Below are 22933 nucleotides of genomic sequence, written 5' to 3'. Positions count from 1 at the left end.
TCCCCTAAGCTTGTTTTCAAGCCGTTTCTTTAACCCTGCGCACTTCCCCCAACGAATCACGTTGCATCGACTGCAGGTTTTTTTCGATGGTTTCGCACAGGGCTTCCATCTGGATCTGATGCTCGCTATGGCGAAACGGGCTTTGCAGGTCGGTGCCGATGCGTTCGATCGCCAGCAGCATGAAGCCCACCACCGTCGAGGCGAGCGGGGTGAACCAACCCAGTGATTCCACCAGCCCCACCGGCACGATCAGGCAGAACAGCGAGATAAACAGGCGCGGGAAATACACGTAAGGGTAGGGCAGCGGGGTGTTGGCAATGCGCTCCATGCCGCCCTGACTGTTGGACAGCTCGACCATCGTCGATTCCAGCCGCGCCAGACGAATGCTGTCCAGGCGCCCGGCCTTGTATTCCCGGGCCAGCAAGGACGCGGAACCGGTGAGGATGTCGTTGGCAAAGTTGTTGGTAGTGCCGCTGCGGGCGAACTCATCTGCCGGGATGAATGCGCGGACTTCCTCCGGGCATGGCTGGCCTTGCAGATGCGCCGCGAGGCAATTGACGTAGGCCACATGGCGGCGCAACAGCGTCGCCTTCAGCGGATTCACCTCGCTATCGGGGTCATCCAGCAGCGTCAGCACCTGGCGGGCGAAGCTGCGGGAGTTGTTGATCATCATGCCCCACAGCGTTCGCGCTTCCCACCAACGGTTGTAGGCGCTGCTGTTGCGGAAACTGATCAGCACCACGAGCGCCGAACCCAGCAATGTCAGGGGCATCAACGGCAGGTTGATCTTGGCGTTGAGGAACAACATGAAGTCGACGGTGACGGCGATGTCCCAGAGCAACAGCCAGAACAGCGACCAGCCGACATAGCCCATGGTCTTGATGATCAGACGGTATTTTTTGACGATGGCAGCTTTCAAACGGAAACCTCGCAGCGAGCGGTAAGCGTTAACGCCTTAGCTCGGACGATGATTTGGGGGTAAAGGTTCGCTGTTCAGTGAGACTCTTGGTTACGACAATTTGCAGACGATAAGTCCCGCTGGGTCGCGAAGCGGCCCCAAAAGAGGGACTGCTACGCAGTCCAGCGGGAGCAAGCTCCCTCGCCACAGTCACAGTCACAGTCACAGTCACAGTCACAGTGTCGGGCTTAGGTGAACAGCATTAGGCATTTGCGCCGGTTTTTTTATCGTCTGCGGACCTGCCAGTCGGCTCAAAGCGAAGCTTTGACCTGCAAGCCAAACACCAGCGCGTTGTCGATGTCCTGCCCGGAAAACGCCCCCGGCTCGATGATGTATTGCATGTTGGGGCGCAGCGTCAGCCACGGGGTGGCCTGGTAGCCGTAGCCGAGTTCGATCAACTGCTCGCCACTGTCCAGATTCGGCAACGGCGTACCGTTGGCCAGTGCGGCGTCCTGCTGTAGATCGCGGCTGCGCGGGTTCGGCACGGCGCGACCGTAGCCCAGCGCAACGGTGTCACGCGGGCGCCCCTCGAACGGTTTGTACAGCACCAGACCGGTGCCGTACCACTTGCTGAACGGCGAAGCGGCTTCGCTGGCCGCCGAGTACTGGCCGAAAGCGTGCAGACTGCGGCCCTCGGACGACGGCGAGCGCCATACGGCTTGATCGATCAGCAGGTAATGACCGCCACGGCCGGACACTTCTTTATCGCTGCCGATGCGTTTCACGTCGGAGCTGTCGTAGTAGTAGCCGACCTTGTACTCGCCGGGCAATTCACCCGCGTGCTTGTACACCAGCTCAATCGGCACCACGGTGCCAGTGGTGTGTTTCGGCCCCAGATGCCAGGCGCGGCTGGAGTTGCCGTTGCTCTCGGGATCGACGTTGAACGCCGCCACGCGCAGTTGCCAGGACGGCGACAGGTCGTACTTCACGCGCACGCCCAAGTGCGCGTTGGGGTAATTGGTCCAGCCGCTGCCGCCGGACATGTTCAGCGGATGGCCGCAGAAACCGGCGTTCATGAAGTTGCAGAGAATGCCGCTGTCGAGGCCGCCGAGGTCGTTGCCCATGGCCATGTAACCGAGCTTCACGTTGAGCGCCGGGGTGAACAGGCTGCGCTCGTAGCTGAGTTCGGTCAGGCGGGTGTAGAGGCCACCGTAGTTTTCCTGAATCGGCAGACGGTTGCCGACCAGATCTTCGGAGGCGCTGTTGCCGCGGCGGTCGTTGATGGTCAGTTGCACCTTGCCGGCGTTGTCGACGCCAGACAACTTGCTCAGGTCGAATTGCACGCCAAGCTTGATGTTCTGCGAGTAACGGGCCGAACGGTGCAGGCCGCCGTCAGCGTTGTAGGCGGTTTCGCCAGTGTAGTCGCCGGTAAACTTGACGCCGTCTTCGTCCATCTGGTGCCGCAGGCCACCCCAGTCGCCGGTCAGGGTATTGCGGGTGAACAGGTTCGCGTCGGTGTCGGCAAGGGCGGGCAGGGCGGCGCTGCAGGTCAGGCCCAACAGCACACCGTTGACCCAGGCGGATTGAGTAAAACGAAACATGGAGATCTTCCTGCGCAAATCTTTAGCGATATCGGAAAGCGGCGCGGCACCCTCAGGTGCCGCGCTCAAAGGGACGTGCCCGTTGTTCAAACGGGCACCGCGGCTTACGGCAAGGCGTAGGCCATCACGTAGTCGCCGCGATCGGTCGACTGGCGTGCACCACCGGCGGTGACGACGACGTACTGTTTGCCGGTTTTCGGCGAAACGTAGGTCATCGGCCCGCCCTGACTGCCGACGGGCAGACGCGCTTTCCACACTTCTTCGCCATTGCCGCTGTTGAAGGCGCGCAGGTAGAAGTCCTGGGTGCCGGCGATGAAGATCAAGCCACCTTGTGTCGACAGGGTGCCGCCGAGGGTTGGCAGACCGATCTTGATCGGCAGGTGCATGCGGATGCCCAGGGGCCCGGTGTCTTCAACGGTGCCGACCGGCACCTGCCAGGCGACTTTCTGGGTCTTCATGTCGATGGCGGTCAGGGTGCCGAACGGCGGGGCCTGGCAAGGAATGCCGGCGACCGACAGGAAGCGGTTCTTGTTCACCGCATACGGCGTGCCCTTGAGCGGGACCGCGCCCATGCCGGTGTTCAGCGCTTCGCCACCGGACGAGGCCTGAGCCTTGTTCTGCGACGGGATCATCTGAATCCACAGACCCAGGCGCATGTCGTTGACGAAGATGAAACCGTGGACCGGGTCGGTGGAGATGCTGCCCCAGTTCATGCCGCCCAGCGAACCCGGGAAGCTCAGCGATTTGTCGGTACCTGGTGCGGTGTACAGGCCGTCGTAACGCATCGATTTGAAATCGATCCGGCACAGCAACTGGTCGTACGGGGTTGCGCCCCACATGTCGGATTCAGTCAGGTGCTGCGCGCCGATCTGCGGCATGCCCACCGATTTTGGCTGGGTTGGCGAGTAAGGTTCGTTCGGGATGTTCGCGGCTTTGACCGGGACTTCTTTGACATCGGTCAGCGGCTTGCCGGTAGCACGATCCAGGACATAGATCTGCCCGGCCTTGGTGCCGATGACCAGCGCTGGAACGGATTTGCCGTCCTTGTCGAAGTCGATCAGGCTCGGCTGCATCGGCAGGTCGAAGTCCCACAGGTCGTTGTGCACGGTCTGGAACACCCAGCGCTCATCGCCAGTGGTGGCGTCCAGCGCGAGAATCGAGGCGCCGTAGGTGTGATCGAGTTTGCTGCGCTCGACACCGTAGATGTCGGTGGACGAACTGCCCATCGGCAGGAACACGGTGTTGGTCGCCGGGTCGTAGGACATCGGCGCCCAGCTGTTCGGCGTGCTGCGTACATAGGTGCTACCGTCGGCCGGAGCCTTTTTATCCTGCGGGTTGCCCGGGTCGAAGGCCCAGCGCATGGCACCGGTGATCACGTCAAAACCACGGATCACGCCGCCCGGCATGTCGGTCTGCACGTTGTCGGCCACGCGACCGCCAACCACCACGGTGGTGCCGGCCATCAGCGGAGCGGAGGAGAGCTGGTAGTAGCTGTCCGGCACGTCACCCAGACCGGCCTTCAGGTCAACCTGGCCGTTGTTGCCGAAACCCTGGCAGAACTCGCCGGTATCGGCATCGACCGCGATCAGGCGTGCATCAATGGTGTTGGTCAGCAAGCGGCGCTCGCAGTTGGCGGCCGGCGCAGGCTTGGCTTCGATGATGCTCGAGTTGCTTGGCTGCGCGATGGTTTTGGTCGCATCGAAATACGCCATGCCACGGCAGCGCTGCCAGACTTTCGACTTGGCGTTGATCGCGTTCTTCCACAGCTCTTTGCCGGTGTCGGCATCCAGCGCGATCAGGTTGTTGTGCGGCGTGCAGATGAACACCTTGTTGCCGATCTGCAGCGGGGTGAGCTGGTCTTCAGCACCGTTGCCATCGCTCTCGGCGACGTCACCGGTATGGTAAGTCCACGCCACTTGCAGCTTATCGACGTTGTTGCGGTTGATCTGGTCCAGCGCAGCGAAGCGGCTGCCGCCTTCGGTGTTGCCGTAGTGCGCCCAGTCTTTCTGCGCCTTCTCTGGCTCAACCGGGGTCAGGCCCGGGCCCGTGCCGGTAGCGGCGACAGTCGGGTGCGCCACGAACATGTTGCCCGCAGCCACGGCCAGCCCCACAGCCAGCACAGCGGCAACGCCGTAGGCGCCGCGACCGGGCACGCCACCGTTGGCACGCTTGAGCAGCGGGTAGACCAGCGTCACCGCCAGGCCCACGGCGCTGAACATGAACAGGCGCGAGAACACCGGCCAGAACACCAGCCCGGCATCGCTCACCGCCCAGATCGCCGTGCCCACCAGGAACGCGGCGAACAACCAGGCGCCGGAAGTTTTGTAGCGAGCGATCAGCAGACCGGAAACCGCCATCACCAGTCCACCCACCAGGAAGTACCAGGAGCCTCCCAGGCTGACCAATTTCACGCCGCCAGCAGCAAGTGCCAAGCCGAGGAGGGCGATGATCACGCCCAATCCGACCAGAATGAATTTTGATATGCCTGAGAGGCGTTGACTCTGCTTCACGTTGAATGTCCCGTTGAGTTGAGACGTGCATTATATAGATAGGTAACTACCTAGTTAAATCACTAATTCAGTAATGAACTGTTGTTCATTGCGAAATCCCCGCCCTGAGCGGGGACTTGCGCTTTCAACGGGCTGGCAGGATTTTTCCAATGCCTGCAAAACAGGCTTTTTGTCAGGAAAATTGCGAGTTATGACAGCTGTCGGTCATCGCTCCGGTTGTTGCGCAGAATCGAAAAATTCAACGCCGCAGCCACACACAGCCAGGCCAGATAAGGAAACAGCAGCAACCCGGTGATCACATCCAGGCGCAAGGCCAGGACCACCATCGCGGCGACGACCAGCCACAGCAGCACAAGAATCACCATCGCCGCGAATATCCGTTGCGCGCCGAAGAACACCGGCGTCCACAGCGTATTCAAGGCAATCTGCGCCGCCCACAAGGCGAGCACCTGCTCAGCGCCAGCGATCAGGGTCAAGCGGTAGCCGACCCAGGCCAGCAGCAGGTAGATCGTCGTCCAGGCCACGGGGAACACCCAGTTGGGCGGGGTGAATTTGGGCTTGTTCAGCGCTTCGTACCAGGGTCCGGGTTTGAATATCACGCCGGTGGTTGCCGCCGCACCGCAGGCAATCAGGAAAATCACAAAGGTCACCATTTATCACTCCTTGGCCGCAGCCAGTCTGCTTGGATTGTAGCGTCGCAACGGCTGTTCATTCGGCGCGTACCGACATCAGGTCACTGACCCGCGCCACCAACGTGTCGACCGCAAAGGGCTTGGTCAGCACCTGCATCCCGGGGCCGAGCTGACCGGCGCCAATCACGGCGTTTTCTGCATACCCGGTAATAAACAGGGTCGTCAGGTTCGGGCGGATCTCCCGGCCGGCATCGGCCAGTTGCCGGCCGTTCATGCCGCCCGGCAAGCCGACGTCAGTGATCAGCAAGTCGATCTGCGCGTCGGATCGCAACACCTTCAGCCCGACCACGCTGTCGGCAGCCTCGATCACGTTGTAGCCAAGATCGCCGAGCACTTCGGTCAGCAACGCGCGCACCGTCGGTTCGTCGTCGACCACCAAAATGGTTTCGCCGGCCTTGGGCACTGCTGCCGGTGCAGTGTCCTTATCATCCTGGCTTTGCGCCGGCTCGCCCAGGTAACGCGGCAGGTAGATGCACATCGTGGTGCCCTGGCCGACCTGCGAATGCACACGGACCTGGCCCCCGGACTGTTTGGCGAACCCATAGATCATCGACAGCCCCAGCCCCGTGCCCTGGCCCAGCGGTTTGGTGGTGAAGAACGGGTCGAAGGCCTTGGCGATGACTTCGGCCGACATGCCGGTGCCGGTATCGGTCACACACAGGCACAGATACTGCCCCTCGGGCATGTCCATGGCGCGGGCGGTTTCGGCGTCCATCGTGCGATTGGCCGTTTCGATGGTGATGCGTCCGCCGTCAGGCATTGCATCGCGGGCATTGATGCACAGATTGAGCAAGGCGTTTTCCAGCTGACTGGCATCGACCAGCGTTGGCCAGAGCACCGGCGAGCCAATCGTTTCCAGAAGGATGCTCGGGCCCACCGTGCGCTGGATCAGTTCGGTCATGCCAGTCATCAGCAGGTTGACGTCGGTTGGCCGTGGATCGAGGGTCTGCCGCCTGGAGAACGCCAGCAGGCGGTGGGTGAGGGCGGCGGCGCGTTTGACTGCGCCCTGGGCGGTGACCATGTATTTGTCGACTTCGCCCAGGCGGCCCTGAGTGATCCGCGCGCCCATCAATTCCAGCGCGCCGGAAATGCCCGCCAACAGGTTGTTGAAGTCATGGGCGAGGCCCCCTGTCAGTTGGCCGACCGCTTCCATTTTCTGCGACTGGCGCAGTTTTTCCTCGGCTTGCATCAGCTCCGCGGTGCGCGATGACACCCGTTGTTCAAGGGTGTCGTTGAGCGCCCGCAGCGCAGCGATGGCACGGTCGCGCTCGGCCTCGACATTGCGCCGCTCTTCGACGTCGATCAGCACGCCGGGAAAACGTAGCGGCGCACCGTTGTCCGCGCATTCCACGCGGCCGTTGGCTTCGATCCACTGATAGTTGCCGTCCGCCCGGCGCACACGATACTGGTGCGAGTAAGCGCCGCCGCGGCCAATGGCTTCGTTGATCGCGCGGGTCAGGCCGTCGCGGTCGTCGGGGTGCACGGTGGTGATCACTTGTTCGAGGCTGAGGCCTTCGCGGCCCAGCGCCGGCGCAAGATCGAAGACCCGCGCAAACGCCTCGTCCACGGCAAAGCGATCGGTGATCAGGTCCCAGTGCCAGGTGCCGATAATCGCACCGGCCGCGAGGGCCAGTTGCACGCGCTCGACGTTCTCCCTTGCGATGGCCTCGCTGGCGCGCAAGCGTTCCTCGGCGTCGCGCCGCTCGGTGACGTCGTTGAACAGGATTGCAATCTGCCGGTCGGCCGGATCGCCGACTCGCACCGCGCGCACGTCGAACCAGCGTTCAAAGGTGTTGGCGTAACTCTCGAAGTTGGCCGGTTCGCCGGTCTTGGCCACGTGGCCGTAGGTTTCGAACCAGAAGCTTTCCAGATTGGGCGCGAACTCGGTTACCCATTTACCGCGCAGGTTGACCCCGCACTGGTGTTCGAACGCCGGGTTGGCCTCGACGAAGTAATAGTCGACGGGCTTGTCGTCGGCATCGAATTTGACTTTGACGATGGCAAACGCCGACTCGATGGTTTCCAGAATGGTGCTGAAACGTTCTTCACTGCGGCGCAGCGCGGTTTCGGCACTGCGCGAGCGGGTCATGTCGAGCATCGCGCCGATCATCCGTTCGGCCTTGCCTGCGGGGTTGCGGATCAAGTGGCCGCGATCGAGCACCTCGGCATAGGAACCGTCCTCACGACAGAAGCGGTATTCCGCGCTCCACGTCGTGCCGTCGCCGTCGATGGCGGCACGAATCGATGCCTGCACCCGCGCCTGATCCTGCGGATGAATCCGCGTCAGCCGCCAGTCGCCGCTGGCATCAACGTGGTCCAGGGCAAAACCGTAAGCCTGCTGCAGCGCCTCGTTCCAGATGATCTGGTTGGTTTGCAGGTCCCAGTCCCACACCGCATCGCTGGTCGCCTTGACGGCCAGTCGATAGCGTTCCTGGGTGTCGATCATGGCGCGCCCGAACAAATGTTCCTGGGTGCGATCGCGCAGGATTTTGACGAATCCCAGATGAGTCTGGTCTTCATCGTAGAGCGGCATCAGCTCCCCGGACGCCCAGAATGGCTCGCCGCCCTTGCGCAGGTGCCAACGCTCATCGTGCGCCCGGCCTTCGACGAGGGCGCGCTGCATTTCCTGTTCGACGCGGCCGGCGGCGCGATCCTCTGGCGTGAAGAAGCAGGCTGCGCTCTGGCCGCGAACTTCTTCAGCCGTCCAGCCCAGCACATTGGTCGCGCCGCTGTTCCACTCGGTAATGCGTCCGGCGGGGTCAGTGACGACCATCGCAAAATCCACCGCACATTCAAAAACCGCACGCTGACGCGCCTCACTGCGGGCGAGCGCGACTCGACTGGCGCGCAGTTGTGCCGCCATGTCTTGCTCAATGTCGACGTTCCGCGAGTCGACCTGAGTGTTTTCCAGCGCGGCGCGCAATCTCCGTACCTCGGACTCGAGCGCGTCGCGACTAAGGTGTTTGAGGGTGTCCATCTCACCTGCTTTGTTGAATTTTTAGGGGCTGGCTGCATAGAGCGGGCATGCCCGACGGGGGGCGTCACGATCGCGCTGCTGGATTGTTCGATCGCCATTCATCCGTTGACCGGCCACGTTGTCGTTAAGTTTCACCGTCCAGGCAAGGTCGCTGCAGGAAAATGATCGTTTTCAGATCGACTCGCCGTTATCCAGGCGAGCCAACAGCGCCTGCCCGCGTTGCCACAGCGCTTGCTGCTTCGGCTGCGGCATGCGATCGAGGTTCTTGTACATCATGGCCATGCGCTGATTACCGCGCAGCACGTCACCGTGGCGCATCAGGAAATGCCAGTACAACGCATTGAACGGACACGCATTGTCCGCCGTGCTTTCGCTCACCTTGTAGGCACAGCCGCGGCAGTAATCGGACATGCGATTGATGTATTGACCACTGGCGCAATAGGGTTTGGAACCGAGATAACCGCCATCGGCATGCATGACCATGCCCAGGGTGTTGGGCAGTTCGACCCAGTCGAAGGCGTCCATGTAGATCGCCAGATACCACTCGCAGATCTGGCTCGGCGCGATGCCGGCGAGCAAGGCAAAATTGCCGGTGACCATCAGCCGCTGAATGTGATGCGCGTAGGCGTGATGCAGACTTTGCCCGATGGCCTGGCGCATGCAGTTCATCTGCGTATCGCCGGTCCAGTAGAACTCAGGCAGCGCCCGGGTGTTGCCGAAGGCGTTGCCCAGTGCGTAATCCGGCATTTTCAGCCAATACACGCCGCGCACGTATTCACGCCAGCCAATCAGTTGCCGGATGAAGCCTTCGGCGGCATTCAGCGCGACGCTTCCGGACCAATATGCCGACTCCACGTCGCTGCACAACTGGCGCAAATCCAGCAGGCCGATGTTGAGCGCGGCGCTGATGCGCGCATGAAACAGAAACGGCTCATCACTGGCCATCGCATCCTGGTAATCGCCAAAACCTGCCAGGCCATAATCCAGAAAGTACGCCCACAACGCCTGCGCATCGGCGTGAGTGACCGGATAGTTGAAGTCGTCGAGTGCGCCGTAATGATCACTGAAGCGCGCCTTGACCAGTGCCAGCACCTCGAGGGTGATAGCGTCATTGCTGAAGCGGGCCGGGTAGGGGGCTTTCACGCCTTTGGGCAGCGCCTTGCGATTCTCGGCATCGAAATTCCACGCGCCGCCCACCGGCGAGCCATCGCCATTGAGCAACAAGCGGCTCTTGCGGCGCATCTCGCGGTAGAAGAACTCCATACGCAGCTGTTTTTTGCCTTCTGCCCAGGCGACGAATTCAGCACGACTGCACAGAAATCGCGTATCGGTGTGCCAATGGATCGGCAAGCCGCAGTCCTTCATCGACTGCTCCAGCCGCCAGTCCCCGCATTCGGTGACGTGTACTTCCCGGGCTTGCAGCAGGGTTTTCCAGCGCTGTAACTCACCCGGCACCGAACCGCTGTTGTGCGGGTCATTCAGGGTGACGTATTCAACACGAACGCCCTGGTCCCGCAGTGCCTGAGCGAAATGGCGCATGGCACTGAAGATCAGCGCGATCTTTTGCGGATGGTGGGGCACATGGCTGGCCTCTTCCATCACTTCGACCAGCAACACCGTGTCGTGCTCGACATCGAGGGTCTGTAATGAAGCCAGGTCAAAGGACAACTGGTCGCCCAGCACCAGGCACAACCGGCGGGTTACGTTCATTCAATAAAGCTCAGCGTCGTCCGATTCATAAAGGCGTGGTCAACGAAAATGGAATGCGCAGCTCCTCGACGGGGCCGGTATCCCGGCCGCACATTTCGTCATGAACGCATTGCTGCACCAGCACACAGGGAAAGGCCGGCACGGTCTGCAGCAAGTCACGCAGGTGGGTGATCGAACGCAGATGCATCGGCTTGGCCGCATCGTCGAGCAAGGTGAACTGGCCATGGTCCAGACGGATGCGGGCCAGGTAAAAACCACCTTCGAGCGACAGTAATTCCAGCTCGCGTATTTCGCTGTTGGCCGCACGTTCGGTGAGGGTTTGCAGGTTCATGCTTCACTCCTTGCCTACCAGGGCAGGCGTTCTCCATCGTAGGCGAAGAATTGGCCGCTATCGGCCGGCGTCAACTGGTCAATCAAGCTCAGTAACTGGTCAGCGGCAACGTCCGCCGGGCGGGCGCTGGTGGCCCCGCGAAACGGTTGCGACAGTGCTGACACAACCGTGCCCGGATGCAGACTGAGCAAGCGGCTGTGCGGGCGAGTGCGCGCCAGTTCGATGGCGGCGGTCTTGATCAGCATGTTCAGCGCCGCTTTGGAGGCGCGATAGGCGTACCAGCCGCCCAAACGGTTGTCGCCAATACTCCCGACCTTTGCCGACAGCATCGCCATCGCCCCTTGGGGATCGAGCAGCGGCAGAAAGTGCCGCAACACCAATGCCGGCCCCAGTGTGTTCACTTGAAACACGGCTTGCAGTGCCTCTGCTTCGATCGCGCTGTAGCTTTTTTCCGGTTTGATCCGGTCGCGATGAAGCAGGCCTGCGGCATGGATGATCAATTGATAGGGTGCTTCGGCCGCCAGTTCGGTGGCGGCGTTGGCAATCGTTGCGGGGTGCTCAAGGTCCAGCTCGGGAACCGTGTTGCGGCCCAGTTCGCGAACGCCGGCACAACGCGGATCGTGTTTGAGCCATTCGCAAAACGCCATGCCCAGGGCACCGCTGGCACCGATCACCAAAGCGCGATAACCGTCGTCGAGCGAGGCCATGGTCGGCGCGCGGTTCATGGGTGGGCTCCAGCGCCCTGGCGCCGGAAGAACAACGTCACCTGACCAACCTCGACACCGAACTTGGACATGCTGGTGCGGTTGATCAAGGTGTCCTCGTCCATCAAATACATCCAGTCGTCCATGCTCATTTCATAGGTCGAGTCGTCGACCGGCAGGTTCAGGCGATAACGCCAGTGCAAGGTGTTGCCCGCGACCTGGCCTTGGGCGACACCCACCACATCGCCGGCGCGACCACTCCAGCGGCCCTGGCCCTCGGGTGTCAGGGTCCAGACGCGGCGTTGGCGGGTGCCGTCGCTGTACAGGAAGCGCTCGTCGAGTATCAGGTTGTTGCCCTCACGCCGGCTGACGATGTTGACCTCGAAACGCTTGGCCACCTCACCGCTGCGCTTCTGAAACATCCCCCAGGCTTTGACGGGCTGGCTGAAAAACTGCTCCAGATTCAACGCCGGTTGCTGGTCCGCGTAACGGGCGACATCTACGCTGCCGCAACTCGCCACGCTGAGTGCCAGTGCCAGTAAAAGCAGAAATCGGGTCATTGCCTTACTCCCTGAGTGCGCAGCTGATGAGGGTGAAATTTCGAATTATTGGCTTGTACAGTGGGCAGGCTCTGTACAGGTTTATCGCCGCCCGATGAGCTGCAGAAACTCCTGGCGCGTGGTCGAGCTGTCGCGGAACGCACCGAGCATGACGGAAGACGTCATGACCGAATTCTGCTTCGCTACGCCACGCATCATCATGCACATGTGCCGGGCTTCGATGACCACGGCCACGCCGGCGGCATCGGTGATCTGCTGGATCGCGTCGGCAATCTGCCGGGTTAGGTTTTCCTGGATCTGCAGGCGACGGGCGAACATGTCCACCACGCGCGCCACCTTGGACAGCCCCAGCACCCTGCCGGTGGGGATGTACGCCACATGCGCCTTGCCGATGAAGGGCAGCATGTGATGCTCACACAGGGAATAAAGCTCGATGTCGCTGACGATGACCATTTCATCGCTCTGCGATTCGAACAGTGCGCCGTTGGTGACATCTTCCAGGCTCATGGAGTAGCCGTTGCACAGATACTGCATGGCTTTGGCGGCACGCTTGGGCGTGTCCAACAGACCTTCACGCTCGGGGTTCTCGCCGACACCGACGAGAATTTCACGGTAGTGGTTCGCTAGTAGTGGGTTCATTCAGGTTTCTCGCAACGGTGCTATGCGTAAGGGCCAATCCATAGCGAAAGAGTTGTACGCAATGAAGTGCTTTGTATAGGTTTTATTCAAGATAGGCTGAAAAAAATCACCTGACAATGAATCGGCAATCTTTTTTATGCAGAGGCGACAACCTCACATCGCAGCGCGTGAGGTTGCTCGGGAGACGCGAAGCAGAGGGCGCGCTCCCGCGAAGGTGGGAGCGCTGTGTGAATTCGCGGAATTATTCGCTGTAGGTCGGGTAGTCCACATAGCCTTCAGCGTTGCCGCCGTAGACCGTGGCCGGGTTCAGGGGGTTGAGCGGCCAGTCACTGGCGATGCGCGCCGGCAGGTCCGGATTGGCCATGAACGGACGACCGAACGCGACCAGATCGGCCAGCCCCGATTCGAGTAACTGCGCACCGGTTTCGGCGTCGTAACGGCCGGCATAAATGATCGCGCCGCTGAAGGTGTCGCGCACGGCGCGGCGGAAGGTTAGTGGCATCTCGGGTGCGTCGTCCCAATCGGCTTCGGCGATGGACAGATAGGCAATTCCCACGGCCTCCAGCACCTTGATCGCTTCGATGTAGGTGGTGTGCGGATCTTCCTCGACCAGACCGAGGTAAGTTCGCGCCTCATCGGTGGTGGTGAACAGCGGCGCGAACCGCACGCCGACTTTTTCCTTGCCGATGCACTCGGCGACGCCCGCCACCACTTCACGCAGAAACCGCAGCCGGTTGTGCAACGAACCGCCGTATGGGTCAGTGCGCACGTTGCTGTGAGCCGAAATGAACTGGTTCACCAGATAACCATTGGCACAGTGCAGTTCGATGCCGTCAAAACCGGCGTCCATCGCGTTGCGCGCTGCCTGGATATAGAGCTGAACCAGTTCCTGGACTTCATCGGTGCTCAACGCACGCGGGGCGGACGGCGTAACCAGCTCGCCGGCACCCGGCGCGGTTTCGATAAAGACGCTGACCCGGTCGGTAGCGATCGCCGAGGCCGACACCGGCGCCGCCCCCTCGGGTTGCAGGGCGGTGTGCGACACACGACCGACGTGCCACAACTGAGCGAAAATTACTCCGTCCTTGGCATGCACGGCGTCGGTGACCAGGCGCCATCCGGCAATCTGTTCAGGGCTGTGAATGCCCGGTGTCCAGGCGTATCCCTGACCGCGCGGCTCGATCTGCGTGCCTTCAGTCACCAGCAGACCGGCGCCGGCGCGCTGCTGGTAATACTCGGCCATCAAGGCGTTGGCAATGTTGCCCGGTTGGGTGCTGCGTTGGCGGGTGAGGGGAGGCAGGACGATGCGGTTCTTCAGGGTGTGCAGGCCCACATTGACGGGGGTGAAGAAAGGGCTGTTTTTCATGTAATTCCTGTTCTGGTGTTATTAGACCAGTCGACTAGTTTCGAGATAAAAAAACACCGTGCAGGACGCGCACGGTGTCTGAGGGCTTGATTCGTTAACGAGTCAGGCGAGCATTTTCAGCAGTTTTTCGGCGACGGCCGCCGAGCTGGCCGGGTTTTGCCCGGTCACCAGTTGACCATCGGCGACCACGTGAACCTGCCAGTCGGCCACTTTGGAGTAGCGCCCACCGAGACGTTGGAATTCGTCTTCGATCAAGAACGGCACGATATCCGTCAGGCCGACGGCCGCTTCTTCAGCGTTAGTGAAACCGGTCACCTCGCGCCCCTGGATCAACGGCTTGCCATCGGCCGCGGTGACATGACGCAGTACGCCCGGCGCATGGCAGACAAAACCGTGCGGCTTGTGGCTGCGGTCGAACGCTTCGATCAAGGCGATCGAGTGTTTGTCCTCGGCCAGATCCCACAGCGGGCCATGGCCGCCCGGATAAAACACGGCGTCGAAATCGTCAGCGCGGACATCCGCCAACAACCCGGTGTTGGCCAGTGCCTGTTGCGCGGCAGGGTCTTTGCGAAAGCGATCGGTTTCGGCGGTTTGGGCATCGGGCTCATCACTCTTTGGATCGAGCGGTGGCTGGCCGCCAGCCGGGGACACCAGCGTGATGTCTGCGCCGGCGTCCTTGAAGGCGTAGTAGGGGGCCGCAAACTCCTCGAGCCAGAAGCCGGTTTTTTTGCCGGTGTTGCCGAGTTGATCGTGGGAAGTCAGAACCATCAAGATTTTCATAGCGCACCCTGGGTTGGTCTGGTGTCAGTGACGTGTGGGTCTTCGACACCCTGGAAGGATTGACGGGGCACAGCATAGATTCCAATTAGACCGGTCGTCTAGTAAATTTTTACGACCGTGTTTCCGGGTGCTCGCTGTGGCAAACTCCTGTCCATCAGAAATATACGACTGGTCTATTGTTTGGTATTTTGCGCCCCATGAAACCGACCTACGACGATACCCGCCAACACCTGCTCGATACCGGCCACCGGATGATGGCCGAGAAGGGCTTCACCAGCGTTGGCCTGAGCGAGATCCTGCAGACCGCCGGTGTGCCCAAGGGCTCGTTCTATCACTACTTCAAATCCAAGGAGCTCTATGGCCAGGCGCTGCTCGAGGATTACTTTGTCGGCTACCTCGCGGACATGGAGCGCCGCCTGACGCTGCCCGGCCTCAGCGCCTATGAGCGGCTGATGGATTACTGGCAGGGCTGGCAGAACCGCTGCACCGTGGAAGGCCATGGCGATGAATGCCTGGTGGTGAAGTTGAGCGCGGAAGTTGCCGACCTCTCCGAATCGATGCGCCTCACCTTGCGTGACGGCGCCGAACGCATCGTTGCGCGCATCACGACGTGCCTGGAAGAAGGGCAACAGGATAAAAGTTTGCCGAAGACCGATGCTCGCCAACTGGCCGAGACCCTTTATCAGCTCTGGTTGGGGGCCAGCTTGTTGAACAAACTGCAGCGAACGGGGCAATCGTTGCAGACATCGATGGCAATGACCGAGCGGCTGCTGGAGCACTGAGTTGCGCTGGCGTTGCCAGCGCCTGCTGTCACGTCACGACGGGCATCGGTCAGTTCGCTTGAGCAACGCACTGACGACGCGCTGTCCATATAACCCGACACCAAGACCCGACACGATCAGAACAACTGCAATGATTTTGTTAAGTGACAGGGTCTCATTGAAGATCATTGCTGAACCAATCAGGCCGAATACCGGCACCAACAACGACAATGGCGCGACGGTAGACACTGGGTATCGCTTCAAAAGTGAATTCCACACCCAATAGCCGAACAGTGTGTTGGGGTAGACCTGGAACAGGATCGACAGGACGGCGCGGTAGTCGATTTGATTCACCAATGCGCTGTACCCCGTCGAGCCGTTAACAGCGTAATCAAGCGCGAAAAGAGGGATGGGCGAAAACGCGCTCGACCACACCAGGAACGCGAAAACCTGCGTGGTCTTGGCTTTTTTGTTGATCACGTTGGCCGCACTCCAGGCAACCGCCCCCAACAGCACCAGGGTCAGCCCGGCCGTCGTGACTGTCCCATCAACGATGGAGACGATGCTCAGCAAACCACACAGCGCGAGCCCCATGCCCGCGTACTGAAAGCGGGAAATGGATTCCTTGAATAGCCAGGACCCCAGCAGGATGGTGAAAAACGCGCTGAACTGAAGCACCAGCGAAGCGATGCCTGCGGAAAGACCCGACTGGATGCCAAGGTTGACCACGCCCCAGAGTCCGATACCGAAAACCAGGCCGTAACCCATGATGTAGCGCCACGGCACATCAGGTTTCGGAATGAAAAAGATCGCCGGGAGCGCGCAAAGTGTGAAGCGAATGCCGGCAAGAATGAACGGGTCGACGCTGGTGAGCCCCAGCTTGATAACCGAGAAATTCGCACCCCATATGGCCGTGATCGCGATTGCGAGTAGTAGGTGCCTGGCTTTCATGCTGATCGTCCTTGATGGGTCGTTGAGAAATGCAATGTGAGAAACCACAGAACAAGAGCCGTAGCGCTGATCAAGGCGCCCAGCAGGCTGACTGCCTTCCAGCCCCATAGCGCATAAACCTGGGTTGCGGCCGCGGCGCCCAGCGCGCTACCAACCGAGTAAAAGCACATGTACGCGCCGACCATGCGACTTTGCGCGTCGGGTCGTGCTGCAAAAATGAGGCTTTGGTTGGTGACGTGTACTGCTTGCACCGCGAAGTCGAGCAGGACTACGCCGCAGACCAGTGCGATCAGGGACGTCTCGGCAAACGTGATGGGCAACCAGGACAGTGTCAGGAGCCCCAGCGAAATGCCGGTAACGCGTTGTCCCAAGCCTTGATCGGCCCAGCGACCGGCTCCACGGGCAGCCAGAGCACCGGCGACGCCGGCCAATCCAAACATGCCGATGGCTGTGTGTGAAAGCGACAGCGGCGGGGCGCTCAACGGCAGCACCATGGATGTCCACAGCACAGAAAAGGCGGCAAAGATCAGTAAGGCCAGCAGGCCTCTGTTGCGTAACGTGCGTTCGGTGATGAACAGTTTGAAAAGTGAACGTATGAGCGCCAAGTAGGAGTCTTGGTGCCTTGGCGCCGCCGTGACAGGAATCACCTTCCACAGCACGGCGCCGATGCTCAGCATCAACCCAGATGACACGAAGTAAACGGCGCGCCAGCCTGCGATGTCGGCAATCAGACCAGAGGTAAACCGCGCCAGAAGAATGCCCAGGACAATTCCACTGGTGACCGTCCCCACGGCATGCCCGCGTTGTGATGGCGTTGCCAACGCAGCGGCGTATGCCACCAGTACCTGAACAACCACTGCCAGTAAGCCCACTACGATCATGGCCCCCAGCAGGGCCAACCATTGCTGTGCCGCGCCGACCGCCGTGAGTGCGACCGCCGACAGCAGCACCTGCGTCAGAATCAGCCGTTTGCGGTTGACCAGATCGCCCAGTGGGACGATGAACAGCAACCCCAACGCGTAACCCACCTGAGTCGCGGTCACGACAACTCCGATCATTGATGAGGCGACGCCCAGGCTCTGAGCCATTGAATCGAGTAACGGTTGCGCGAAATAAACGTTGGCGACTGCCAACGCGCAGGTGACAGAAAACAACCACGTGAGCGACGGGGAAAGCCCTCGAACCCGCTCGTTCCTGCTGCTTTCTTCGGTAGCCGAATGCAGCAATCCCGAAAGCTGTCTGGAGCGTCTTTTCGTGGCTGAGTCGGCACCTGCTGTCATGTACACCTCCATGGCGTTAAACTGGTTTCAATTTAGAACTGGATTCGATTATCACTGTGATCAGTTTCAAATTGCAACCACATCCTGCCGGTCTGCTCGACGGACTCGGCAACTGATATTCAGCGAGGTCAAAAAGATGGTGGAAGACACCTCACCACACAGCAGTGAATGCCCGGTAGCCAGAACACTGGAGGCCATCGGGGATCGATGGTCACTGATGATCATCCGCGACGCTTTTGACGACATCCGCCGATTCAGCGAATTTCAGAAGAACTTGGGCGTGGCCAAAAATATTCTGGCATCGCGACTGAAGGCGCTGGTTGAGGTTGGGGTTTTCGACGTTCGCCCGGCGTCGGATGGCAGCGCTTACAAGGAGTACGTGCTGACGGAAAAAGGACGGGAGATCTTTCCGATTGTGATCAGTCTGCGGCAGTGGGGCGAACGTTTCCTGTTCGAGCCGCAGGAGACGCGTTCGGTGCTGCTGGACAACGCGTCCGGCCAGCCTTTGATGCCGATAGAAGTTCGCTCATCAAGCGGTCAGAAACTTGGGCCGTCTGACTGCCACAGAGTGAGACGGGTTGACGGCGCGTCGTGAATAGACAGCAGCCTTGCCCGATTTTGCCTGAAAGCGGCCGATCGCCACTGCACGCGAAGCAATTCTTCCTCGTATTAGGGCTCGGCGATTCGTGATCGGGTGTACTATCAAGTTCTGCCCATCAGAAATCAGTTAGCCATGTCCGCGCTAAACGAAGAGAGCCGCCAGATCATAGCTGCTCTGGCGCAACGGGTTGGCCCGAATGCTGATTCTGCAAGGATCGCGCAAGTCATTGTCTCGTTCTTGCAGGCTATGGAAGCAGCCCTTACCCCGATCATTGGTCCGCAAGGGGTCGCCGCGCTGTATCGGCGCAGTCTTCAGCTATGTGCTTCACGGCACCCGCGTGTGGCCCACATATCTGATCGCGTGCAAGCCTCGCTGGATCTCAACGTTCTTGATTCTCAACTCGCTACAGAAAGCGAAGCAGACGCCTTGTATTTTGGTGAAGTGATGCTCACCACCTTTTACGATCTGCTTGCTTCGCTGATCGGGCTCTCGCTCACCTCACGCTTGCTTCACGACGTGTGGAAACCTTATTTGAGCGACACATCTGCGCAGGAAAACTCGCCATGAACACCAAAGTGACTATCAACCGTCTGGCCACCGGGGTGCCAGGACTGGACGAGGTGCTGGGTGGAGGATTGCCGGAGTTCTCGTTCAACCTCATCGCCGGCCCGCCTGGCTGTGGCAAAACCACCCTGGCGCATCAAATGATGTTCGCCTTGGCAACCCCGGAGCGCCCGGCACTGTTCTTTACCGTGCTCGGCGAACCACCGTTGAAGATGCTGCGTTACCAACAGCAATTCGACTTTTTCGACGATAACGCCATCAATCACTCGGTCCGCTACATCAACCTGGCCAGTGACACCCTGGCGGGGGATCTGGATGAAGTGCTACGCCGCATCGTCGCTGAAGTAGAGGCATATTCTCCGGCGCTGGTGTTCGTCGACTCGTTTCGTTCAGTGGTGCTGGCCAGCCAGACGCAGGACAACCCGAACAACAATCTGCCGCAGTTCGTTCAGCAACTGGGCATGCTGATGACCACTTGGCAGGCAACCACCTTCCTGATTGGCGAGTACTTCAGCGAAACCGACACCAATCCGATTTTCACCGTGGCCGATGGCCTGATCTGGTTGCGTCAGAGCGTTCAGCGCAACTCCATGGTGCGCAAGATGGAAATCATGAAGATGCGCGGCCAACCGACGCTGCCGGGGCTGCATACCTTCCGCATCGCCACGTCAGGCATCAAAGTCTTTGCGCCGGCCCCACTCAACCCGTTTGAAGCGCCTCTGACGTTCCCGATTCAGCGTCTGAAAATGGGCGTGCCACGGCTCGACGAGATGCTCGGCGGCGGCTTGCCTCGCGGTTATTCCCTGCTGGTGGCCGGCCCCTCGGGTTCAGGCAAAAGCATTCTCGCCGCAACGTTCCTCGCTGAAGGCGCGCGTAATGGCGAGACTGGCGTGATCGCGGTATTTGAGCAACGTCCCAATCACTCCCAGAACGCCACACTCGCAGGACTGATTCAGAGCGGACAAGTGGGGCTTGTGGACAGCCGCGCGCCCGACTTGTCCATCGACGAAATCGTCCAGTTATTGTTGAGCGAGATCACCCGGTTGAGCGCCACACGCGTCGTGATTGACTCCCTGTCAGGTTTCGAACTGGCGCTGGCCCCGACATTTCGTGAAGACTTCCGTGAGTCGCTGTCGCGCATGGTGACGGCTCTCACCAGCGCAGGGGTCAGCGTATTGATGACCTCCGAGCTGGAAGACCGCTACACCGACCTGCGTTTCAGTCCTTACGGCACGGCATTTCTCACTGACGCCATCATCGTTCAGCGCTACATTGAGGTGGAAAGCCGTTTGTTGCGAATCATGGCCGTGGTCAAGGTACGGGCCAGCGCTCATTCTGATGAACTGCGGCTGTACCAGATAGACGATGATGGCTTGCAGGTCGGCGAAATGTTGCCGGACAGGGAAGGGCTGTTAGGGGGACGACCCACCCAACAGCGTACGGTCACATTCGAAGGATGAGCGACATATCATGAGCGAGGCCGACGGCAAGAATGACCAAGCCATAGCGACTGCAGCACGCGAACTGTTCCTTATCGGCCAGAAAACAGTCGCGGCGCGGGCGGTGCTCGCAGCGGTGCATAAAAAGCTCAACCAGGCCAACAGCCACCTCGTCGATAGTCTGCAGGTCGAGCAACTGATCGAGGCAAACCAGCAGTTGGTATTGGCAATTCTTTCTGCGCAGTCGGATGCGCAAACTCCGCAAATCGCTCAGGAAGAGCAGAAAATGTACTTTGAGATGCGCGAGGCCAACGAGCAATTGGTCATCGCTGCATTGAGTGCACAAGATCTACAAGCCGCCGCTGAACACGCGCTGGAGAATCAGCGCAACTTCCTCAATCTTGTAGCGCACGAACTTCGCAACCCACTGACGCCCATTAGCATGATTGCTGGCAGGCTCGTACGGGTGCCGAGTGAAGAGTTGCCGCGCATGCAGATGTTGATCGAGGGTCAGGTCAAGCAGATGTCCCGCTTGGTTGAAGACTTGCTCGATATTGCCCGCGCCAGCACCGGCAAGTTTCGTCTTGATTGCCAGCGTGTCGATATGGCTCAGATCATTCATGAGGCGATAGAGGCCTGCACCTCGGTCATGATCGCTAACAGTTTAAGTTTCAGCTCGGATCTGCCGGAATGCGCCTTGATAGTTAATGGCGATCCTGCGCGCCTCACTCAAATCCTTGGCAATCTACTGGGCAACGCCGCCAAATATACACCTGCACAGGGTTCGGTTTGCCTCACTGCGACGATTGAGTCAGAGCATCTGGAAATACGTATTCGCGATACCGGTATCGGTATAACGCCCAACGCACTGCCGTTCATTTTCGAGCCCTTTGTTCAGGATGTTCATGCAGTAGGCTTCAACGGAGCGGGCCTGGGGATTGGCCTGACGGTCGTGCGTGAGTTGATCGAGGCTCACGGCGGGACGGTAGTGGGTACTAGTGCAGGTGAAGGGAAGGGCAGCGAGTTTGTCATGAGACTGCCCCTGGCCAATCATGCCGAAACGGCTGCTACCTGATCACTTATAAGCTGCGCCAAAATTCGCACAGGCTCCGTCAGACTCTGTCGAGACCGATGTACCAGCCCGATATCCCGGTGGAAGGTGTGTTGTCCCAAATCGATCGCTCGTACACCGGCGGGCCATTCCTGATGGGGTTCTGTCTGTGGCACCAGCGCGATGCCTACACCTTTTTCAACCAGCTTGATGATGGCCTCCAGTTCATCCAGTTCGCAAACCTCCTGCAAGGTGAAATGCATCTGCCGCAGGAAACGATCGACCTGCCTGCCGCCGAAGGATGATCGGTCATAGCGAATGAATGGCTGGGTGGACAGCAGTTCCGACCAGTCCTCTCCCTCCAGGGCACGTGGCACGATCAGTCGGTAGGGTTCCAGGGCCAGCGTCGTCCAGCGCAGGTCACTTTGGAGGGAGAAGGGTGGGCGAATGATGACGGCCATGTCGATTTCGCCGGCGTCTACGAGGTTGACCATCTCCATTGAAAGCCCGGGGATGACACGTGTGCGGCACTGCGGACACTGCTGGTGAAACTTCGCCAGCGCATCAGGCAAATAGGAACGTTGCACGGAGGCGATCGCACCGATGGTGACCAGCACGCTGGGAGGCAGGCCCAGCGTAGTGGAACCAAGATTGTCGTAAAGCCTGAGCAGCTCCTGCGCCTGCAGAAGTATCTGATGACCCATCTTATTGAGATGGGCTGAACGTCCTTTCCTGTCGAAAATTTCAAAGCCGAGCTCGGTTTCCAGGCGCTGGATTTGCGCGCTCACGGCGGCCTGAGTCAGGCCGATCTTGTTGCCGGCCGCGGCGAATGTGCCTTCCCGCGCCACGGCAATGAGTGTCTTCAATTCTTTGATCATTCATAAATATTAATTGTGTTTCTAAGAAATATATATTGATTTTTATGTTTGGTTTTCCGTCCTAGGATGTTTCCCATCCCCGGCAACGGCTGAATCCAAAGAGCCAATGACGGTGGAAATGTCGCCCACCAACAAAAAATATTTGGAGTTCTGATGAGCCTCTCGCCATTCCACCTCGCGATCCCTGTTTATGACCTGGCTGCAGCGCGCGCCTTTTACGGTGAAGTCTTCGGTCTTGAAGAAGGGCGCTCCAGCACGCAATGGGTCGATTTCGATTTTTATGGTCACCAACTGGTGATTCACGAACACCCAAAAACCGCTTCGCAAGAAAGCGTCCATAGCAACCCGGTCGACGGGCACGATGTTCCGGTTCCGCACTTCGGGATCATTTTAGGTTGGGACCAGTGGGAGGCACTGGCCGAGCGGCTGAAGGCGTTTGGTACCGAATTCGTGATTGAACCGTACATTCGATTCAAAGGCCAAGTGGGCGAGCAAGCCACCATGTTTCTCTTTGATCCGTGCGGCAACGCTCTTGAGTTCAAGGCTTTCAAGGATATGAGCCAGCTCTTCGCCAAGTAACAACACCCATGGCACAACCGCGTTGTGCCATTTGATCTCAAGTGAGCTGGAAGCTCATGAC

Annotated in this window: 21 protein-coding genes; 6 read left to right on the top strand and 15 right to left on the bottom strand. The window is 59.8% G+C overall.

Annotated elements, in window-relative coordinates; genetic code table 11:
* Window positions 1-16: 16 nt before the first annotated feature.
* The 12 genes from HBN98_RS20215 to HBN98_RS20160 form a co-directional block, all read right to left on the bottom strand.
* Complete coding sequence (locus HBN98_RS20215; protein WP_083369106.1) at window positions 17-919, bottom strand: bestrophin family protein; 903 nt, start codon at window positions 917-919, stop codon at window positions 17-19.
* A 290-nt stretch (window positions 920-1209) separates the two neighbouring features.
* Window positions 1210-2499: a carbohydrate porin gene (locus HBN98_RS20210; protein WP_083369107.1), complete on the bottom strand. Its 1290-nt coding sequence runs from the start codon at window positions 2497-2499 to the stop codon at window positions 1210-1212.
* A 104-nt stretch (window positions 2500-2603) separates the two neighbouring features.
* Window positions 2604-5009 carry a glucose/quinate/shikimate family membrane-bound PQQ-dependent dehydrogenase gene (locus HBN98_RS20205; protein WP_083369108.1) on the bottom strand — a complete coding sequence of 802 codons (2406 nt, stop codon included), beginning with the start codon at window positions 5007-5009 and terminating at the stop codon, window positions 2604-2606.
* A gap of 188 nt (window positions 5010-5197) precedes the next feature.
* Window positions 5198-5662 (bottom strand): tryptophan-rich sensory protein TspO, encoded by a 465-nt coding sequence (tspO, locus tag HBN98_RS20200; protein WP_169844069.1) that lies wholly within the window; start codon window positions 5660-5662, stop codon window positions 5198-5200.
* A 55-nt stretch (window positions 5663-5717) separates the two neighbouring features.
* Window positions 5718-8564, bottom strand: a complete 2847-nt coding sequence (locus HBN98_RS20195) for a PAS domain-containing hybrid sensor histidine kinase/response regulator (protein WP_229755012.1) — start codon at window positions 8562-8564, stop codon at window positions 5718-5720.
* A gap of 285 nt (window positions 8565-8849) precedes the next feature.
* On the bottom strand, window positions 8850-10388 hold the full coding sequence (locus tag HBN98_RS20190; protein WP_083369110.1) for a cryptochrome/photolyase family protein: 1539 nt from the start codon (window positions 10386-10388) through the stop codon (window positions 8850-8852).
* Between the two features lie 25 nt (window positions 10389-10413).
* Window positions 10414-10719 carry a DUF6482 family protein gene (locus tag HBN98_RS20185; protein ID WP_064587549.1) on the bottom strand — a complete coding sequence of 102 codons (306 nt, stop codon included), beginning with the start codon at window positions 10717-10719 and terminating at the stop codon, window positions 10414-10416.
* A gap of 14 nt (window positions 10720-10733) precedes the next feature.
* Window positions 10734-11444: an SDR family oxidoreductase gene (locus HBN98_RS20180; RefSeq protein ID WP_083369111.1), complete on the bottom strand. Its 711-nt coding sequence runs from the start codon at window positions 11442-11444 to the stop codon at window positions 10734-10736.
* Window positions 11441-11983: a DUF3833 domain-containing protein gene (locus HBN98_RS20175; protein WP_064587547.1), complete on the bottom strand. Its 543-nt coding sequence runs from the start codon at window positions 11981-11983 to the stop codon at window positions 11441-11443. Before HBN98_RS20175 ends, HBN98_RS20180 begins: the two co-directional genes overlap by 4 nt.
* Window positions 11984-12064: 81 nt before the next feature.
* Window positions 12065-12622: a GTP cyclohydrolase I FolE gene (gene folE / locus HBN98_RS20170; RefSeq protein WP_064587546.1), complete on the bottom strand. Its 558-nt coding sequence runs from the start codon at window positions 12620-12622 to the stop codon at window positions 12065-12067.
* Between the two features lie 241 nt (window positions 12623-12863).
* Entirely contained in the window at window positions 12864-13988 is a 1125-nt protein-coding gene (locus HBN98_RS20165; RefSeq protein ID WP_083369112.1) for an alkene reductase, read from the bottom strand.
* 102 nt (window positions 13989-14090) lie between these two features.
* The gene (locus HBN98_RS20160) at window positions 14091-14768 is read right to left on the bottom strand and encodes a type 1 glutamine amidotransferase domain-containing protein (RefSeq protein ID WP_083369113.1); all 678 of its coding nucleotides are present in this window, start codon (window positions 14766-14768) and stop codon (window positions 14091-14093) included.
* Window positions 14769-14965: 197 nt separating this feature from the next.
* Here HBN98_RS20160 and HBN98_RS20155 point away from each other — a divergent pair, with 197 nt between their 5' ends.
* Entirely contained in the window at window positions 14966-15550 is a 585-nt protein-coding gene (locus tag HBN98_RS20155) for a TetR/AcrR family transcriptional regulator (protein WP_064587543.1), read from the top strand.
* A gap of 33 nt (window positions 15551-15583) precedes the next feature.
* Here HBN98_RS20155 and HBN98_RS20150 read toward each other — a convergent pair whose 3' ends face one another.
* Both HBN98_RS20150 and HBN98_RS20145 read right to left on the bottom strand, forming a co-directional pair.
* On the bottom strand, window positions 15584-16480 hold the full coding sequence (locus HBN98_RS20150; RefSeq protein ID WP_083369114.1) for an EamA family transporter: 897 nt from the start codon (window positions 16478-16480) through the stop codon (window positions 15584-15586).
* The gene (locus HBN98_RS20145) at window positions 16477-17760 is read right to left on the bottom strand and encodes an MFS transporter (RefSeq protein WP_083369115.1); all 1284 of its coding nucleotides are present in this window, start codon (window positions 17758-17760) and stop codon (window positions 16477-16479) included. Before HBN98_RS20145 ends, HBN98_RS20150 begins: the two co-directional genes overlap by 4 nt.
* Before the next feature lie 136 nt (window positions 17761-17896).
* Here HBN98_RS20145 and HBN98_RS20140 point away from each other — a divergent pair, with 136 nt between their 5' ends.
* The 4 genes from HBN98_RS20140 to HBN98_RS20125 all read left to right on the top strand — a co-directional run bounded on the left by HBN98_RS20140 (window position 17897) and on the right by HBN98_RS20125 (window position 21439).
* A complete protein-coding gene (locus HBN98_RS20140) occupies window positions 17897-18355 on the top strand; it encodes a winged helix-turn-helix transcriptional regulator (RefSeq protein ID WP_083369445.1) in 459 nt (152 codons plus the stop codon).
* 138 nt (window positions 18356-18493) lie between these two features.
* Window positions 18494-18928 (top strand): hypothetical protein, encoded by a 435-nt coding sequence (locus HBN98_RS20135; protein WP_083369116.1) that lies wholly within the window; start codon window positions 18494-18496, stop codon window positions 18926-18928.
* A complete protein-coding gene (locus HBN98_RS20130; RefSeq protein ID WP_083369117.1) occupies window positions 18925-20385 on the top strand; it encodes an ATPase domain-containing protein in 1461 nt (486 codons plus the stop codon). The genes HBN98_RS20135 and HBN98_RS20130 overlap by 4 nt, the downstream gene beginning before the upstream one ends.
* Window positions 20386-20395: 10 nt before the next feature.
* Window positions 20396-21439, top strand: coding sequence for a sensor histidine kinase (locus tag HBN98_RS20125; protein WP_083369118.1), 1044 nt, complete (start codon window positions 20396-20398; stop codon window positions 21437-21439).
* Here HBN98_RS20125 and HBN98_RS20120 read toward each other — a convergent pair.
* Entirely contained in the window at window positions 21415-22293 is an 879-nt protein-coding gene (locus tag HBN98_RS20120; RefSeq protein WP_083369119.1) for a LysR family transcriptional regulator, read from the bottom strand. The two genes, HBN98_RS20125 and HBN98_RS20120, sit on opposite strands and share 25 nt — an antisense overlap.
* Before the next feature lie 153 nt (window positions 22294-22446).
* On the opposite strand from HBN98_RS20120, the gene HBN98_RS20115 reads away from it, so the two are divergent.
* Window positions 22447-22872 carry a VOC family protein gene (locus HBN98_RS20115; RefSeq protein WP_083369120.1) on the top strand — a complete coding sequence of 142 codons (426 nt, stop codon included), beginning with the start codon at window positions 22447-22449 and terminating at the stop codon, window positions 22870-22872.
* Window positions 22873-22933 lie beyond the last annotated feature (61 nt).

This window comes from Pseudomonas koreensis (genome assembly GCF_012986595.1).
Classification (GTDB): Bacteria; Pseudomonadota; Gammaproteobacteria; order Pseudomonadales; family Pseudomonadaceae; genus Aquipseudomonas; species Aquipseudomonas koreensis.
Note: the sequence above shows the minus strand (reverse complement) of the source record. Positions and strands in the feature narration are given on the sequence as shown.

Excerpts from the sequence above, each read along its gene's own strand:
- HBN98_RS20160 (WP_083369113.1), bottom strand. The coding sequence starts at position 14,768 with ATGAAAATCTTGATGGTTCTGACTTCCCACGATCAACTCGGCAACACC.
- HBN98_RS20135 (WP_083369116.1), top strand. The coding sequence starts at position 18,494 with ATGTCCGCGCTAAACGAAGAGAGCCGCCAGATCATAGCTGCTCTGGCG.
- HBN98_RS20145 (WP_083369115.1), bottom strand. The coding sequence starts at position 17,760 with ATGACAGCAGGTGCCGACTCAGCCACGAAAAGACGCTCCAGACAGCTT.
- HBN98_RS20140 (WP_083369445.1), top strand. The coding sequence starts at position 17,897 with ATGGTGGAAGACACCTCACCACACAGCAGTGAATGCCCGGTAGCCAGA.
- HBN98_RS20185 (WP_064587549.1), bottom strand. The coding sequence starts at position 10,719 with ATGAACCTGCAAACCCTCACCGAACGTGCGGCCAACAGCGAAATACGC.
- HBN98_RS20125 (WP_083369118.1), top strand. The coding sequence starts at position 20,396 with ATGAGCGAGGCCGACGGCAAGAATGACCAAGCCATAGCGACTGCAGCA.
- HBN98_RS20165 (WP_083369112.1), bottom strand. The coding sequence starts at position 13,988 with ATGAAAAACAGCCCTTTCTTCACCCCCGTCAATGTGGGCCTGCACACC.
- HBN98_RS20175 (WP_064587547.1), bottom strand. The coding sequence starts at position 11,983 with ATGACCCGATTTCTGCTTTTACTGGCACTGGCACTCAGCGTGGCGAGT.
- HBN98_RS20190 (WP_083369110.1), bottom strand. The coding sequence starts at position 10,388 with ATGAACGTAACCCGCCGGTTGTGCCTGGTGCTGGGCGACCAGTTGTCC.
- HBN98_RS20150 (WP_083369114.1), bottom strand. The coding sequence starts at position 16,480 with ATGAAAGCCAGGCACCTACTACTCGCAATCGCGATCACGGCCATATGG.
- tspO (WP_169844069.1), bottom strand. The coding sequence starts at position 5,662 with ATGGTGACCTTTGTGATTTTCCTGATTGCCTGCGGTGCGGCGGCAACC.
- HBN98_RS20195 (WP_229755012.1), bottom strand. The coding sequence starts at position 8,564 with ATGGCGGCACAACTGCGCGCCAGTCGAGTCGCGCTCGCCCGCAGTGAG.
- HBN98_RS20120 (WP_083369119.1), bottom strand. The coding sequence starts at position 22,293 with ATGATCAAAGAATTGAAGACACTCATTGCCGTGGCGCGGGAAGGCACA.
- HBN98_RS20155 (WP_064587543.1), top strand. The coding sequence starts at position 14,966 with ATGAAACCGACCTACGACGATACCCGCCAACACCTGCTCGATACCGGC.
- HBN98_RS20210 (WP_083369107.1), bottom strand. The coding sequence starts at position 2,499 with ATGTTTCGTTTTACTCAATCCGCCTGGGTCAACGGTGTGCTGTTGGGC.
- HBN98_RS20115 (WP_083369120.1), top strand. The coding sequence starts at position 22,447 with ATGAGCCTCTCGCCATTCCACCTCGCGATCCCTGTTTATGACCTGGCT.
- folE (WP_064587546.1), bottom strand. The coding sequence starts at position 12,622 with ATGAACCCACTACTAGCGAACCACTACCGTGAAATTCTCGTCGGTGTC.
- HBN98_RS20130 (WP_083369117.1), top strand. The coding sequence starts at position 18,925 with ATGAACACCAAAGTGACTATCAACCGTCTGGCCACCGGGGTGCCAGGA.
- HBN98_RS20180 (WP_083369111.1), bottom strand. The coding sequence starts at position 11,444 with ATGAACCGCGCGCCGACCATGGCCTCGCTCGACGACGGTTATCGCGCT.